Source organism: Bradyrhizobium sp. CSA207 (assembly GCF_029051685.1).
Lineage (GTDB): Bacteria > Pseudomonadota > Alphaproteobacteria > Rhizobiales > Xanthobacteraceae > Bradyrhizobium.
This window is the reverse complement of sequence record NZ_JAACFT010000020.1, coordinates 39,993-55,349: the sequence shown is the minus strand read 5'-3', so window position 1 is coordinate 55,349 and position 15,357 is coordinate 39,993. Positions and strand designations below refer to the sequence as shown.

Sequence of the window (15,357 nt, the reverse complement as noted above, 5' to 3'; positions counted from 1 at the left end):
GCGCTCACGACTGGCCTCATCCCGCGTAAGCGCGGCAACTCAATCCTCTGATGGCGCACGGGGTCGATGTTGCACGAAAGGGGCAATATTCAAGGCCGATACGCTCGCCTGAGCGTAGCCCCGCCTTTGGGGGGCTTTTGGGGGCTTGGGGGCGGAGCCACGCAGGCCCCCGCATTTGCGCGCGGACCTGTGGAGTCAACCTGGGTCGACTGGACTCGTTCCTCCTGGCGGGCGGGTGGGAGCACAAAAACTACAAAAGCTAAAGACTCTCGGTTCGGAAAGTATCATGATGCATTCCTCCAGGGGTTCCATGGATGACTGCCTCGACCAACGAGCGACCGATGTGTCCGGTATGCAAGCACCGGATGGGGTTGGCTCGCATCTCTCCCGGCCAAAAAGGAATCGAAGAGCGCACCTTCGAATGTTCGACCTGCGAGCGCACTGAAACTGTCTCTTTTGTCGTGGATCCGATGAACACGGATGCGGTCGGCTGGCTCGCCGGCGAACTGAAGCCGCCGCAGTGATGCTCGGTGGGAGCTGGGGCGGGCGTGATGGACGAGGGTGCAGCGCATTCGGATTTTGGCCGAGCGGGCTTAACGACGCCGATCGAAGGTTTGTTACCCTTCAGCCGTTCGTTGTGTCGCCGCAGGCCTTCCATCGTGGTGAGCAGGACTACTGAAACCGTCGTCAGGATCGCTGCCGCCGCCGTGATGTCGGGCTGATGTTCTCGCGGATGCCGCTGAACATCTCGCGGGACAGGGTGCGTTGCTCCGGACCGGCCATGAACAGCACGATCACCACCTCATCGAAGCTGCTCGCAAAGGCGAACAGCGCGCCCGACGCCAGGCCGGGCGGCATCAGCGGTAGGATCACCCTGTGGAAGGCGTAGGGCGGGGAGGCGCCGAGCGAGGCGGCGGGGAATTACCGTCAATAGGATTGACAGGTCAGAGCAATGCCCGCACTGGGTACGATAAAGCGACGGGGTTGATTGCTCATATTCGTGACGGCTCGCCGATGGGTGACACGCCTCAGGCCAGCGCTCCGACGAAGAGCTTTCTCATGTTGCTGGAAGTCGCAGTTGGCTCAGACGACCATGAGAGAACGGCCACGCTTGATGTGCCTGATCGCATTCCGCCCTCGGCGCGTGATCAATGCTCCAACAACCGATCGCCTTATCGCGATGTCATCCAAGCCCGCACTCCATCTGGTGCAGATCGTAGCCCAGCATCAAGCGGCCGCCGCGGCGCCTGTTGCGGCGGGCGGTCTTACAGGCGCACACCGGTTGTAGCAAACGCCTGGGCGACGGGCTCCTGAACCTGATCCAAGAGCGCCATTGCTGCAATTGCGATCACAATGGCTGCAGCGCAACCGAGCAGAAAAGCCTTCATGCGCAAACTCCATCATTTACAAGCCATACTCATCTTACGACGCCGCTTCCTGCGAGCAACTGTGACGAACGATCTAGAGTTCGCCGCCGTTGCTGCCGGCTTTAAGGGCTCTTAAAAACAGGGTCGATTGAAAATGCATCGCCCATTAACCCCAGCGATTCAAGGTCGGCGCTGTGCAAATCCATTTCCAATATGGCGAGGAGCAGCATGAGCACGACGACCGTGAGGACGAGGAGAGGCGAAGCTTCTCGGGCGGCTGGATCTGGAGCAATCAAGAGCACGCGCACGGCGCGTAGCCATGAGATCATTCGCAGCCATGGCCTCGATTGCCCCTGCATGCCGTCTTCCTTGACATGACGAGCAAAGACGTAACGCACTAAAGCTAGGACTCGCGCTGCCGCCATTCAAGTGAAGAATGCCGACGATGGGCGAACTGACCAAGTGCGCATCCAGGAACTGATCTCGATCCTTCCTCGTTGAAGCTTGGCTCCGACGGAGGATCACGCCGTGGGCTCGTCCAAGAAGGTGGTGGCGCCGGAGAAGTAGAGGTGATGCCGCGGACGTCTATTTCGGACTTTGTTGAAGGCACGGACGTGACCATGGTCGGCAGAGATTGATGGGATGGGCTTCGTGCGCCCGGGTCGCCGCGACCCTCCTGGAGGTTGTTGCTACGTCAGCGGCGCACGCGCAGCTTGCGGGTCACGGCGGCCCCGTCCGTGCGCTCGCGGTTTCGGCTGACGGCGACAGTCTGTTGTCGGGCAGCTTCGATACGTCCGCCATCCGCTGGTCGCTGAAAACCGACGCAGCGGGCGAGGTGTTGCGGCATCATGCGGGCGCTATCAATGCCGTTGCTTTCCTGCAGGACGGCCGCATGATCACCGCGGGGGCCGACGCCCGGCTTGCGGTATGGACGGCCGGCCGGCCACAGCCTGATCAAGTCCTGGAGGGGCATACCGGTCCCGTCGTGGCACTCGCCGTGGCGTCGGACGGATCGACGCTCGCCTCGGCCTCTTGGGACCATAGCGTGCGGCTCTGGTCCTTGGCTGATGGCGCCTCCCGCGAGTTCGAAGGTCACGCGCAGAATGTGAATGGCGTCGCCTTCGCTCCGGACGGCATGTCGCTCGTGAGCGTCGGCTATGATCGTGCGTTGTGCATCTGGCGTTTACCGGAAGGCCGGCCTGAAATGGTGGAACTGCCGGCGCCATTGAACGCCGTCGCCATCGCGCCCGATGGCGAGATCGTCGCGGCAGGGGCTGACGGCAAGCTGCGCATGCTGACTGCGGACGGAGAGCCGGCGGGCGAGGTGGCCGCAGGCTCGGCACCGATCGTCGCTTTGGCGCTTTCCGATGATGGGACCCTGATCGCCGCTGCAGGCATCGGCGGCACCGTTGCCATTGTGGAGCGCAAGTCGCGGAGTGTGTTGCGGACACTGGTGGGACCCGGTTTCCCGGTCTGGTCCGTCGTGTTCCTGCATGATGCGGCAACGCTCGTGACCGGAGGTGCGGACGGAAGGATCCGGCGCTGGAACGTGCATACCGGCGAGCCGGTCGGTTCGAACCTGTTCGGGACATCAGCGGATCCGCTGGCCGCCTATGCGGGGGATCATGGTGCCGATGTTTTTCGCGCTTGCGTTGCCTGTCACACACTGTCGGCCAAGGAGCCGCAACGTGCAGGGCCAACGCTTGCCGGATTGTTCGGACGGAAAATCGCCTCGCTCCCCGGCTATCGGTTTTCCGAGGCGCTCAAGACGATGGATATCGTCTGGACCCCCGAGACCGTCGCAAAGCTGTTTGAAGTCGGACCCAACGCCTACACGCCGGGAACGAAGATGCCGGAGCAGCGCATCGGATCGGCCGAAGACCGTCGCGCGTTGACCGACTTCCTGGCCCGGGCGACCTCGCGATAGGCGAGGACCCCAACGCAAACGAGGGACGTTCGCGCTCAGGTCTTGCTGTCCGGCCGGCGCAAATAATCCTCGGTGGTTCGGGGCGGCGCGCGTTCTGGCACGCCCACAAACGGATCGAACCGCTGTTCACTCATCACGATCACGCGGCAATCCGCGCACATCCTGATGGCGTCGAGGCGCTTGTCGCCCGCCGGATACATCCAATGCCGGCCCTCGAGCTTGCCCGCGATGCGATCAATCGTGCTCTTCACGCCGAACGGCGTGCCGCAGCGGATGCAAAGCGCAGGCTCTTCCTCCTTGATCACAATCGCGGGCGCGCGACCTGCGCGGAAATCGATCTGGGGCTTCAGCGTGATGACCTTCTCGGGACAGGTGCTCTGGCAGAGGCCGCATTGCACGCAGGCATCTTCGACGAATTTGAGCATCGGGCGGTCAGGATCGTCGCGGAGCGCGCCGGTCGGGCAGACGGAAACGCAGGACAGGCACAGCGTGCATCCACCGGTATCAACGCTCACTGCGCCAATCGGAGCGCCCTGAGGCAAGGCAATGACGTCGACCGGATTCGGCGCGAGGCGATGCAGTTCGCTCAACGCGAAGCGAAGCAGGTCGCGCCGCTTGCCGACGGTCTTGAACGTCGCAGGCGTCTTCACCGCAGCATACCGCTCGATGCCCCACAGTTGCTCGAGCATTGAATCCGGATCGTCAGTTTCGATCGCAGTGACCCGGCGCCCGTCAAATCCGAGGCCTGCAAGGATGGTCTCTGCCATGTTGATCGTTTGGGTCAGTCCAGTCACGTCATGTCGCGGCTTGCCGCGGAGCAAAAACCGGAACGCGGTCGCTCCGTAGGCAAATGCGCCGATGACGGCCTCAAGCCCGATCTGCGTCACCTCGTTGACGGCCAGAGGGATGACGTGGGCAGGCAGGCCATCCCCGTGCCGCGCCAGCGCGTCGATCAACGGCGTGCCGTGTTGGCGGTCGTGCAGCAACAGGACGGGGTTCGATCCACCCGCCTGATGATAGGCGAGGAGCACGGCGCGGATGGTCTGAAGCTGGGTGTCCGCGGGCGGCAACGCGTAGGACGCGGCGCCCGTCGGACAGGCGGCGGCACATTGGCCGCAGCCGGCGCAAATCTCGGCATCAATGGCAACATGATTGCCGGCTGGCGTGATCGCATTCGTGGGGCATAGATCAAGACAGCGATGGCAGCCGGTCAGATTCGAGCGCGAGTGGGCGCAAAGATCGGGCGTGAACTCGACGTATTTAGGCTTATCGAAACGCCCGACGAGATCACGCGCGCTCAGGACGGTGCAGAGCATCGCGCCCCGGTCCTTGGGATCGGCCCGCAGGTAACCGTCGCGCAGATCATGCGCCTGAAACAGCGGTCTCTCTCCCGATAGGTCAAGGATGATGTCGCAACGCGAGGTGGCGCCGTTGCGTGGAGTTTCAAAGACGTAGTGATCGCGTGAGGAGGGATGCGGGCGAGCGTAGTCGTCGATGGTGAGCTCGAAAGCGCCAAAATGTCCTCTGGCGTTACGGATCGTTCCCTTAACGACCGGGAAGGGCGTTGCCAGAGGCGAGACGATCTCGCCCGGGTCCCTCAGCATCACCGTCACATCGAGGTGACCCGAAAGCAGCCTCCCGGCTTCGATCGCCGCCTCGTCCCTGCCATAGATCAGGATGACCCCGTCGCTCGCAAGCGTGACCAGCGGATAATCGGGCGCCTGCACGGCGCTCGCTGCGAGCAGCGCTGCCATTTTGGGGCCCGCTTGCGCGCCTTCGGTCGACCAGCCCGCCGTCTCGCGAATGTTCACGAAAGCGATGGGCGCGGAACGCTCGCCGGCTTCCTCTGCAAACAAGGATTGCTGATACGTGCAGGCAACGGTCAGAGGGCCCTCTGCCTTTGCGCATGCGCTAAAGTGGCCGAGCTCGGCGCCGCACAGGTGACGAAAACTCCTGATGTCGCCATTGCCGCATCCGCGCTTGATCGCGGCCACGTCAAGCCGCATCGTGTCTTCACACGAGCAAATCAGGATGGTCTTCGCTGGCTGCTCCAGGTTCATCCCTCCGAGAAGGCGACGAATGACGGACTCGCACCGATCCTTCGCTTCGTATAAATATTGTCAATCGGGAAAAAGGAGAAAGTGGAGGAAGGCCTGCGGTCGATCCCAACCAGCCACGCTTCCATGGCGGAACAGATCCAATTGCCGCCGCCCTTTACCTTGGTCCGGTTGCGCGAGAGCGGAGATGCGTTCGCCCATGCATGCCGCATTGCACCCGAAAGCGGTGCCGGCACGCTGGTCTATGTAGGGCGGTTCGACCTCGCCGAGTTCGCGGTGGTGCTGGAGCCGGCCGAGCGGCTGACCACCGCACGCCGCGCCTTTTACGCCGGCATGGTTGCTCTGACGGACGCCCTGCGCGCCTATGCGCCGCCGGCCAAGGAGGTTGCGGTCGGTTGGCCCGATGCGGTGAGGATTGACGGTGGGCTGGTCGGAGGGGGACGGCTTGGTTGGCCCGCATCCGCGGACGAGGATGAGCCGCCGGGCTGGCTCGTATTCGGGGCCATGATCCGGACAGTCATGATGAACGATCGTGATCCCGGTGTTCGCCCGCTTGCCTCCGCCCTGGATGAGGAAGGGTTCGGCGAAGCCGGCGCAGTGCAGTTGACAGAGAGCTTTGCGCGGCACCTGATGCGGGCGATCGACAGCTGGCAGGTCGATGGATTTGACAGCGTCGCGCGCGACTATCTCAGCCGCATCCCTCGCGAGCGGCAGATGGTTCGACGCATCGATGATTGCGGCGATCTGCTCACGCGCCGCACGGGTAGTGACACGACCGAGCGGGCAGACCTTGTTAAGGCGCTCGCCACGCCATCGTGGCTCGATCCGAAGCTCGGAGGGCCAAGGTCGTGAAAAAGGCTGCGAAACTTCTGCGCACCATCGCGCTCGATGTCTCTGATACGTTCACGTTCGACGTGCCGGCAATGCCAGGCGAGTGGGCCGTCTCCGGCGCCTTCCGCTTCTGCGATCAGGATCCGGCGAAGCTAAGCGGAAAGGCGCGCGCCGCCTTCCGCAGCGGCTTTCTCGGCGTGCAATCCTGGGGATGGTCGACGCTGGCGCAGATTGTTCCGGCGACCGAGGATGATTGCCAGGTGCTGATCGAACTCCTTGCAAGGCAACTCGTTGATCGGTTCGGCGCACCGGACGTGGCGATTGCGAGGGCCGCTGCGGAAGAGGAAGTCACCTTTGCGCAGTCGCTCTGCGCGCACCCGATCAGCTCGCTCATTGCCGTCCACCGCTCGGCGGGCGATGGCGAAGTCCACGAGGGCTTCCGCAAGCTGCAACTGCGGGAAGGGCAGCGGCATGGCAAGGCGTTCTCGTTCATGGAAATCGAGGATGATGTCAAAGCCGACAGTGATCTTGACTATTCTGATGGGGGCCAGGAGCCGCCCCTCCGATGAGAGATTTCTGGATCGCATGCGGCCATCATCTACTCGATCGTGACGAGAGCGGCGGGCTTCGTGTCACCGACGAATTCTTGAAGGCTTGTTTTGCCCGTCCCGAGCTGATGCCGCCGAAGGACGCGTGCCCGGTCGAACGAAGACTGCATCGTGAGATGCTTGCTGATCCGCGCCGGCCGGTTGGAGCCGACGAGGTCGCTGCGATCTCCGATGAGGACGCGCGGGAGAACTGGCGCCTCGTGGTGGCGTTTCGCGATCTCATGTTGCGGCACCCGACGCTCGAAGCTGCGTATCTTGCGGTCCTGCGTTCGTCGTCAAATGACCTGCCGCCGCTGTTCATCAATCAGCTCGTGCACGTGATCTTGCGCAATGCGCTTGACGGCAACGACGATGCGTTTGTGCTGCGCGCCGCCGAGCTGTTCTTCCGGCCGCAGCGGATCCTTCCGCATGAACAGGCCTTGCTGCTTGGCGATGAAGAGGTTGTCGGCGGGCTCAGCCCGACGCCTATCTTGTCGCTGATCTCGATGCTGGGCAGCAAGACTGACGCCCAGCTCGATGTCTTGAGCGAGGAAAACGCCGAAAGCTATTGGAAACGCAGCGACCAGTTCGATATGGCCCTCGATCTCACTGCGGGTGGGCGAGGGTCTCGCGCGCTGGCACAGGCGATGACACGCTGGGTCTCCCATCTGCTCGGGATCGAGGTTGCCATTGAACCGCTGACGGAACTGCGCGAGGTAAAGCTGGCCTGGTATGTCGGGTTGGACGCTGACGCCACCAAGACGGGCGATCGGCTTTGGCACGGCGAGGAGCTTGACGGGCCCAGCGCAGAGCGAATTCTTTCGCTGTTTCGCCTGACATTTGCGGATCCTCGGCTCGTTATGGAGACCTTGCGGGGCGAGCCGGTCTATCTGATCCTGGCGATGACAGCCGATCAGAAGCTCCGGATGAAGCCACAAAACCTGTTGACGGGACTCCCGATCAGGCGCCTGGAAACCATGTCATGAGCGTTGCCCTGCCACTCCAGCGTATCCCCGTCGGCATCGTCGTCGAACGGCGCAAGGCGGATTCGCCCTGGGGCGATTTCATCTGGCGGAGCGCCGCCGTGTTGCCTGACAAACCGGACGCGGAGCCCTGGACAATCTTGCGCGAGCAGGGCGGCACGACCTGTTTCTATGCCGGCAGCGCAACGGTTGATCTGTACGTGTCGGAAACCGCGCGTTACCGCGACAATGTTGCCTCCGGCACGCCGAGCATCTGGGTGGTCTTGAGCCCATCCGAGGGGGCTTGGCCTTATGCGATCGCCGCAGCGACCGCTGATCCCGCGGAAGGGGAGGGGTTTACCGAGGCCGCTGACAATCTGGTTGAAGCCGTACCGATGCCCGAGGTGGTGCGCGAGGTGATTGAAAGCTTTATCGCCGAACACCACGTCGAGAGAGAGTTCGTCAAACGCGAGCGACGACGCGCCGATCCCGAGGCCCTGGCGCGTCGGCAGCACGAAGGCGGGCAAGAATGACCGAGGAAGAGTTTCTCGCACGTTGGTCGCGCCGCAAGCGCGAGTCAAAATCGGATGCTCGGCTGGCGCCGGAAACAGCGCGGCCGGCCGGTGAAGCCCCGGTGCCGTCCCCGGCGGCCGAGGCCGAACCTTATGTGGATCTCGGGAGTTTGCCGTCGATCGATGCGATCACCGCCGCGACCGACATCACCGCGTTCCTGCGCAAAGGTATTCCGCCGGAATTGATGCAAGCGGCTCTTCGCCGCGCCTGGACGGCCGATCCGGCGATCCGCGATTTCGTGGGGCTCGCCGAGAACGCGTGGGACTTCAACGATCCGAATGCCATGCCGGGCTTCGGACCGCTCGATTGCTCGCAGGCGGAGCTGGCAGCCTGGGTCGACCGGATCGTCGGGGGTCTGCGTGACGCCGCAGAGGCACAGCCTGACGCGCCGACGCAATTGCAGGAGTCCTCGGACGTTCCGAATGGGGATATTGCGCACTCTGCTGTGCTTACAGAGACGCCCGATGAAGCCGTCCCCAGGGAGATCGCGGCTCCCGTTGCATCGCAACCGATCTCGGAGGCCGATACAGTGCGGCGCCGCATTCATGGCGGTGCCCTGCCTCAATAGTGTTGCGACCAAAGGCTATAGCCTCAACCTATAGAGCGGCGATTGACCGTCTGCGGAACCAGGTCTAGGCTCTGCTAGCGCTTTGTTGCGCAAATAAAAATTGGTCACTCGAGGGTCTCAGGCAACGGAGGTCCATGTGCGTGACGCCGGGCTTAATCGCGCCATTGACGCCGCAGGCGGCGTGGCCCAGCTTGCGCGCAAAATCCACATCAGCCAGCCCTCGATTTCGAACTGGAGCAAGATACCCGCTCAGCGGGTGATTGCGGTGGAAGCGGCAACGGGTGTTCTCCGCACCGAACTGCGTCCAGATCTCTATCCTGATCACCATCACGAGGGCACGGTATCGCGACACAGCATCGATCCGATCGATATCGCGCGAGCGCAGGAATATGTCCTTCTCGCCGCCTTGCTCGCGGCTGCGCCGTCCAAGAGATTGCTCGATCGGCTTACGGGCTTGAGCGGAGACGGCACACCACTCGGTCAGGCTCATGCCGCCTTGGCGGAGGCCGCTTCGCGCAGGACCGCAGCTCAGGTTGAACGCGAATATTTTGACCTGTTCGTTGGTCTCGGCCGCGGCGAGTTATTGCCCTACGCCTCCTACTATTTAACCGGCTTCCTCAATGAACGGCCGCTGTCACGGTTGCGGGCCGATCTCGCGGCACTCGGCATCGCGCGCGCTGAGGGTAATTCCGAACCTGAGGATCATGCTGCCATCCTCTGCGAGATCATGGCCGGAATGGCCGATGGCCGCTTGGAAGTGCCGTTCGTTGCGCAGCGTGCGTTGTTCGAAAAGCACGTTTCGTCCTGGATGGGACGTCTGTTTGCCGACATGGAGCAGGCGGCGAGCGCGAGGTTCTATCGCGCGGTCGGCACGTTCGGCCACCTGTTTATCGAGATCGAGAGACAAGCATTTTCGTTCGCCAAGTGACCAAGCGCAGGCTGGTCCCGGAGAGATGCGATGAGTGATGAAAAGAAGGCGATCGTCGGACGGCGCGACTTCCTCTGCAAGGTTGGCATCGGCACCGTAGGCGCTGGCGCCACGCTGGCGACGCCGCTCGTCGGCTCCGCGCAGGCCGACAGCGAGAACAGTGATGAGAAGCGCAAGGCGCGCTACAAGGAATCCGATCACGTGAAGGCCTATTATCGCGTCAACCGCTATCCCGCCTGAGGGAGGCTGCCTGTGCTTATCAAGCGAACACAAGAGCATTTCGGATCCGACCGTCGCGGCTCAGTCGCGGACACCCTGGCAGGGCAGATCGGCGGTCTCGATCGCCGCAACTTCCTGCGTCGGTCTGGTCTTGCGGGCGGCGCGCTCGCGGCACTCGGGACCATGCCGATTTCCGGCGTGCGCAAGGCGGACGCGGCCATGGCGGGTCCGCTGACCGCCGGCGCCACCGTCAAGAAAAGCATCTGTACGCATTGTGCTGTCGGATGCACCGTGACCGCGGAGGTGTCGAACGGGGTCTGGATCGGCCAGGAGCCGAGCTGGGATTCCCCCATCAATCGCGGATCTCATTGCGCGAAGGGTGCTTCCGTACGCGAGCTGGTGCACAGCGAACGGCGTTTGCGCTATCCGATGAAGCTCGTGAACGGGCAATGGGCGCGAGTCGCCTGGGAAACTGCGATCAACGAGATCGGCGATAAGATGCTGGAGGTTCGCGAAAAATCGGGGCCAGATTCGGTTTATTGGCTCGGCTCGGCCAAGATGACCAACGAAGGCGCCTATCTGTTCCGCAAGCTCGGGGCGTTCTGGGGCACCAACAACACCGACCATCAGGCTCGCATCTGCCATTCGACCACGGTCACGGGCGTCGCCAATACCTGGGGTTACGGCGCGATGACCAATAGCTACAACGATATTCGCAATGCCAAGACCCAGATGATCATGGGCGGCAATCCGGCCGAGGCGCATCCGGTTTCGTTGCAGCATCTGCTCGAGGGCAAAGAGCTGCAGAAGGCCAACTTCATCGTCATCGATCCGCGCATGACGCGCACCGCGGCGCACGCGACGGAATATGTGCGGATGCGTCCGGGCACCGACATTCCGGTGCTCTATGGCATTATGTGGCACATCCTCCAGAACGGTTGGGAAGACAAGGAATTCATCAGGCAGCGCGTCTACGGCTTCGATGATCTCCGCAAGGAAGTGGAGAAATGGAATCCGGAAGAGGTCGAGCGCGTCGCCGGCATTCCCGGCGAACAGCTCAAACGGGTCGCCAAGATGTTCGCCACCGAGAAGCCGTCGACATTGATCTGGGCCATGGGCCAGACCCAGAAGACCGTCGGCACCGCCAATGTGAGGGCGAGCTGCATCCTGCTGCTCTTGACCGGCAATGTGGGCGGACCGGGCATGGGCGCCAACATCTTCCGTGGCCACGACAACGTGCAGGGCGCCACCGACGTTGGGCTCGATATCGTGACGTTGCCGTTCTACTACGGCCTCGCCGAAGGTGCGTGGAAGCACTGGTCGCGGGTCTGGGACGTTGACTACGAGTTCCTGAAGTCGCGCTTCGATTCCAAGCAGATCATGGAGACTCCCGGCATTCCGCTGACCCGCTGGTTCGAGGCGGTGACGCTGCCGAAAGATCAGGTCGCTCAGAAGGACAACGTGCGGGCAGTGTTCGTTCAGGGACACGCCAGCAACAGCATCACGCGCATTCCGGAGTCTCTCAAAGGCCTGAAGGCGCTGGACCTACTTGTCATTGCCGACCCGCATCCCACGACCTGGGCATCGCTGGCGGTCGAGGCTGGCCGCAAGGATGGCGTCTACATTCTTCCGGTGGCCACGCAATTCGAGTGCAAGGGATCGCGCGTCGCCTCGAACCGCTCGCTGCAATGGGGCGAGCAGATCGTCAAACCGATCTTCGAATCCAAGGACGATCTCGAGGTCATTTATCTGATGGCCAAAAAGCTCGGCTTTGCCGATCAGATGTTCGGGAAAATCAAGGTCGAGAACAATCTGCCTGAAGCAGAAGACGTGTTGCGCGAGATGAACCGCGGCAGCTGGTCGACCGGCTATTGCGGACAATCGCCTGAGCGGCTCAAGGCGCACATGAAGAACCAGGCGAAGTTCGACATGCTGACGATGCGTGCCCCCAAGGACGATCCCGAGGTCGGCGGCGATTATTACGGCCTGCCGTGGCCGTGCTGGGGCTCGCCGGAGGTCCGGCATCCCGGCACGCCGCTGCTCTACAACACCAATCTCGCGGTGATGGACGGCGGCGGCACGTTCCGGCCGCGCTTCGGCATCGAGCGCGAGGAGAAGCTGCCAGACGGCTCCACGCGCAAGGTCAGCCTGCTGGCCGACAAATCCTACTCAAAGGATTCCGAGATCCAGGACGGCTATCCCGAATTCACGCTGGCGAGCCTAAAGAAGCTTGGCTGGGATACAGATCTCACCGAAGCGGAGATGGCTACGATCATGAAGGTTAATCCGACCAATCCGGATTCGGTGTCGTGGTCGCTCGATCTCTCAGGGGGCATCCAGCGGGTCGCGCTCAAACACGGTTGCGTGCCGTACGGCAATGGCAAGGCACGCATGAACGCCTTCGGCCTGCCTGATCCGATTCCGGTCCATCGCGAGCCGATCTACACGCCACGTGTCGACCTTGTCGAGAAATATCCGACGCTGCCCGATGCCAAGCAGTTCCGCATGCCCAATATCGGCTTCTCGGTGCAGAAGGCTGCGGTGGAGAGGGGGATTGCAAAGCAGTTCCCGCTTATCCTCTCCTCAGGCCGTCTTGTCGAGTATGAGGGCGGCGGCGAGGAGACGCGTACCAATCCGTGGCTTGCCGAATTGCAGCAGGACATGTTCATCGAGATCAATCCGGCCGATGCTGCCGATCGCGGCGTCAAGGACGGCGGCTGGGTCTGGGTCACGGGCGCCGAGAACAATTCCAGGGCGAGGATGAAGGCGCTCGTCACCGAGCGTGTCGGCAAGGGCGTCGCCTGGATGCCCTTCCATTTCGGCGGCTGGCTAGCAGGCAAGGATCTTCGCAGCGCCTATCCGAAGGGGACCGATCCGATCGTGCTCGGCGAAAGCGCGAACACCATCACGACCTACGGATATGATCCCGCCACGGGCATGCAGGAGCCCAAGGTCACTCTTTGCCAAATCGCGGCGGCATAAGGAGCAACGACGATGGCACGTATGAAATTCCTCTGCGACGCCGACCGTTGCATCGAATGCAATGCCTGCGTCACCGCCTGCAAGAACGAGCATGAGGTGCCCTGGGGTATCAACCGGCGCCGCGTGGTCACCATCAATGATGGCAAGCCGGGCGAGCGTTCGATCTCGATGGCCTGCATGCACTGCACCGACGCGCCCTGCGCGGCTGTGTGTCCCGTGAACTGCTTCTACACTACCGCCGATGGCGTGGTGCTGCATTCCAAGGACCTCTGCATCGGCTGCGGCTATTGCTTCTACGCCTGTCCGTTCGGCGCGCCGCAATATCCCAAGGTCGGAAACTTCGGCTCGCGCGGCAAGATGGACAAATGCACCTACTGCGCCGGCGGCCCGGAGGCCGACGGCAGCAAGGAGGAATACGAGAAGTACGGCGCGAACCGGCTGGCGGAGGGCAAGCTGCCGCTGTGTGCCGAAATGTGCTCGACCAAGTCGTTGCTCGCCGGCGACGGGGAGATTATCGCCCAGATCTACAAGGAACGCGTGATGAAGCGCGGCTACGGCTCCGGCGCGTGGGGCTGGAAGACCGCGTATCGCGAGACGATCGAGTCCTGACGCGGACGGCAGTCAAGGACGCGATACCGGGAGGCGCAGATGGCGTCATTTGGAAGACTCATTCGCCTGGCATTCGGCGCATGCGCGCTGCTTCTGGTGATCATGGCGGCTCCAGCGAGCGCCCAGCAGGTCAACCCGACCGCAAGCTCCGTCAAGGAGCAGCAATTGCTGCAGGAGCTGAACCGAATCCAGGGCCGTGTCAGCATTCCGGATCAGAGGTCGGGCGTGCTCGAGCAGCCACAGGGGCGCGAATGGCGGGAGTTTCGCAATGTCACGCTGCGCTGGATCGGCGGCGTCGCGATTATCGGCATGCTGGTTGTGCTCGTGATCTTCTATCTCACCCGTGGCATGGTGCGGCTTGAAAGCGGGCGATCGGGACGCACCATCGTGCGCTTCACCCTGTTTGAGCGCTTCGTGCATTGGATGACAGCCACCTGCTTCATCATCCTCGCCATCTCGGGTCTGAACATCACCTTCGGGCGGCCGTTGCTATTGCCACTGATCGGTTTTGAAGCCTTCTCCGAGTGGTCGCAATGGGCGAAGTATGCCCACAACTATCTGAGTTTCCCGTTCACCGTCGGCGTCGTCCTGATCTTCCTGATGTGGGTCGCGGGAAACCTCCCGAACAAGGTGGATGTTGCCTGGATCAAGCGGGGAGGGGGCATTGTCGGCCATGATCATCCGCCGGCCTATCGCTTCAATGCCGGCCAGAAGATGATCTATTGGATCGTCGTGATCGGCGGCGGCCTTGTTGCCGCAACGGGATACGAGCTGATGTTCCCGTTCTACATCAGCGGCATCGAAGGCATGCAGATGGCCCAGATCATCCACTCCGTGGTGGCCGTACTCTTCGTGGCCGCAATGATTGCGCATGTCTACATCGGCACGATCGGGATGGAGGGAGCTTTCGAGGCCATGGGCTCGGGTGAGGTCGACCTCAACTGGGCACGCGAACATCACAGCCTCTGGCTCGACGAGCAGATGGCGCGAACTGGACCGAACGATCAAACGCCGCAACCCGCGACCGCTGCGGCTGAATGAACAGGGGAGCTGATGAAGGTGGCGGGTCCGGTATGCTCTATCGCGTCAGTTCTCTGGCGAACAGGACGGACCGGTCCTCGATCTGCTGCTCCGGCAGCGTGCCCGCTCGGCCTGTTTGCAACTCTTGAATGCTCGGCATGCCACTCTGTGCAGAGCGGAAAAGTGCATGCGATCTGAGCATGCTGCTGGCCGCGCTGATGACGATCAGAGCCGAGACGAGCGAAAGCAGAAGGCGTTTCATTTGACATCTCCATCCGGAGTGGCATCCGCCAGGACGGAGTAAGCTTTAATTCGCCCCGGTGATGTGAGCCGCCTCACACCTTCCGAGCTTTTTCGGGTTCCGACGGCTGGACAAAGGGCGGAGCAGTCCTCGATGGTTTGCGCCTGTTGCCACTGAGCTCGCTCGCCCGCGCGCAGGGCGATCGATGCTCACTGGTCCGGCATCGTGCACGACTTCCGGCTTTCGCCGCGCGACTATGCCGCCATTCATTTCCAAAGTGTGACGACATCTACGATTGCCAGTGGCAGACTACCTGCGCGCTCGATGTGCCCGATGATTGGCGGTCGGGTGTCTATGCGCTCCGGCTGCAGCCCGCCAGTGGCGACCTCGACGGGCGGTCCGAGAACTATGTCACCTTCTTCGTGACGCCGGGCAAGCGGTCCAGGCGCGCCCACATCATCAATGGATTGACGCGTACTTGATACG

Annotated in this window: 17 protein-coding genes and 1 pseudogene; 13 read left to right on the top strand and 5 right to left on the bottom strand. The window is 62.4% G+C overall.

Features of this window, described 5'->3' with window-relative positions; all coding sequences use genetic code 11:
* Positions 1-314 precede the first annotated feature (314 nt).
* A complete protein-coding gene (locus GWG65_RS22775; RefSeq protein ID WP_275197811.1) occupies positions 315-524 on the top strand; it encodes a response regulator in 210 nt (69 codons plus the stop codon).
* Between the two features lie 95 nt (positions 525-619).
* On the opposite strand, the pseudogene GWG65_RS22770 reads toward GWG65_RS22775, so the two are convergent.
* The 3 genes and pseudogenes from GWG65_RS22770 to GWG65_RS22760 form a co-directional block, all read right to left on the bottom strand.
* Positions 620-915: pseudogene (locus tag GWG65_RS22770) on the bottom strand (ABC transporter permease subunit); the annotation flags it as partial.
* A 350-nt stretch (positions 916-1,265) separates the two neighbouring features.
* Positions 1,266-1,388, bottom strand: a complete 123-nt coding sequence (locus GWG65_RS22765) for a hypothetical protein (RefSeq protein ID WP_275197810.1) — start codon at positions 1,386-1,388, stop codon at positions 1,266-1,268.
* A gap of 101 nt (positions 1,389-1,489) precedes the next feature.
* A complete protein-coding gene (locus GWG65_RS22760; protein ID WP_275197809.1) occupies positions 1,490-1,765 on the bottom strand; it encodes a hypothetical protein in 276 nt (91 codons plus the stop codon).
* A gap of 239 nt (positions 1,766-2,004) precedes the next feature.
* Here GWG65_RS22760 and GWG65_RS22755 point away from each other — a divergent pair, with 239 nt between their 5' ends.
* Positions 2,005-3,294 (top strand): c-type cytochrome, encoded by a 1,290-nt coding sequence (locus GWG65_RS22755; protein WP_275197808.1) that lies wholly within the window; start codon positions 2,005-2,007, stop codon positions 3,292-3,294.
* A 35-nt stretch (positions 3,295-3,329) separates the two neighbouring features.
* Here GWG65_RS22755 and GWG65_RS22750 read toward each other — a convergent pair whose 3' ends face one another.
* The gene (locus GWG65_RS22750) at positions 3,330-5,300 is read right to left on the bottom strand and encodes a 4Fe-4S binding protein (RefSeq protein ID WP_275197807.1); all 1,971 of its coding nucleotides are present in this window, start codon (positions 5,298-5,300) and stop codon (positions 3,330-3,332) included.
* Between the two features lie 177 nt (positions 5,301-5,477).
* Here GWG65_RS22750 and GWG65_RS22745 point away from each other — a divergent pair, with 177 nt between their 5' ends.
* The 10 genes from GWG65_RS22745 (at position 5,478) to GWG65_RS22700 (ending at position 14,651) form a co-directional block, all read left to right on the top strand.
* Positions 5,478-6,203, top strand: coding sequence for a biotin/lipoate--protein ligase family protein (locus GWG65_RS22745; protein WP_275197806.1), 726 nt, complete (start codon positions 5,478-5,480; stop codon positions 6,201-6,203).
* On the top strand, positions 6,200-6,751 hold the full coding sequence (locus GWG65_RS22740) for a DUF6505 family protein (RefSeq protein ID WP_275197805.1): 552 nt from the start codon (positions 6,200-6,202) through the stop codon (positions 6,749-6,751). Before GWG65_RS22745 ends, GWG65_RS22740 begins: the two co-directional genes overlap by 4 nt.
* Positions 6,748-7,755: a DUF6352 family protein gene (locus GWG65_RS22735; protein ID WP_275197804.1), complete on the top strand. Its 1,008-nt coding sequence runs from the start codon at positions 6,748-6,750 to the stop codon at positions 7,753-7,755. Before GWG65_RS22740 ends, GWG65_RS22735 begins: the two co-directional genes overlap by 4 nt.
* The gene (locus GWG65_RS22730; protein ID WP_275197803.1) at positions 7,752-8,264 is read left to right on the top strand and encodes a DUF3305 domain-containing protein; all 513 of its coding nucleotides are present in this window, start codon (positions 7,752-7,754) and stop codon (positions 8,262-8,264) included. The genes GWG65_RS22735 and GWG65_RS22730 overlap by 4 nt, the downstream gene beginning before the upstream one ends.
* Positions 8,261-8,872: a DUF3306 domain-containing protein gene (locus GWG65_RS22725; RefSeq protein ID WP_275197802.1), complete on the top strand. Its 612-nt coding sequence runs from the start codon at positions 8,261-8,263 to the stop codon at positions 8,870-8,872. Before GWG65_RS22730 ends, GWG65_RS22725 begins: the two co-directional genes overlap by 4 nt.
* Positions 8,873-9,008: 136 nt before the next feature.
* Entirely contained in the window at positions 9,009-9,800 is a 792-nt protein-coding gene (locus tag GWG65_RS22720) for a molecular chaperone TorD family protein (protein ID WP_275197801.1), read from the top strand.
* Positions 9,801-9,830: 30 nt separating this feature from the next.
* On the top strand, positions 9,831-10,040 hold the full coding sequence (locus GWG65_RS22715) for a twin-arginine translocation signal domain-containing protein (RefSeq protein ID WP_275197800.1): 210 nt from the start codon (positions 9,831-9,833) through the stop codon (positions 10,038-10,040).
* 12 nt (positions 10,041-10,052) lie between these two features.
* Entirely contained in the window at positions 10,053-13,001 is a 2,949-nt protein-coding gene (locus GWG65_RS22710; RefSeq protein WP_275197799.1) for a formate dehydrogenase subunit alpha, read from the top strand.
* A gap of 12 nt (positions 13,002-13,013) precedes the next feature.
* The gene (fdh3B, locus tag GWG65_RS22705; protein WP_007592757.1) at positions 13,014-13,610 is read left to right on the top strand and encodes a formate dehydrogenase FDH3 subunit beta; all 597 of its coding nucleotides are present in this window, start codon (positions 13,014-13,016) and stop codon (positions 13,608-13,610) included.
* Between the two features lie 39 nt (positions 13,611-13,649).
* Positions 13,650-14,651 carry a formate dehydrogenase subunit gamma gene (locus GWG65_RS22700; protein ID WP_275197798.1) on the top strand — a complete coding sequence of 334 codons (1,002 nt, stop codon included), beginning with the start codon at positions 13,650-13,652 and terminating at the stop codon, positions 14,649-14,651.
* 37 nt (positions 14,652-14,688) lie between these two features.
* Here the strand turns inward: GWG65_RS22700 and GWG65_RS22695 are convergent, their stop codons facing one another.
* Positions 14,689-14,892: a hypothetical protein gene (locus GWG65_RS22695; protein ID WP_275197797.1), complete on the bottom strand. Its 204-nt coding sequence runs from the start codon at positions 14,890-14,892 to the stop codon at positions 14,689-14,691.
* Positions 14,893-15,197: 305 nt separating this feature from the next.
* Between GWG65_RS22695 and GWG65_RS40470 the strand changes: the two genes are divergently transcribed.
* Positions 15,198-15,353: a hypothetical protein gene (locus tag GWG65_RS40470; RefSeq protein WP_342760660.1), complete on the top strand. Its 156-nt coding sequence runs from the start codon at positions 15,198-15,200 to the stop codon at positions 15,351-15,353.
* Positions 15,354-15,357 lie beyond the last annotated feature (4 nt).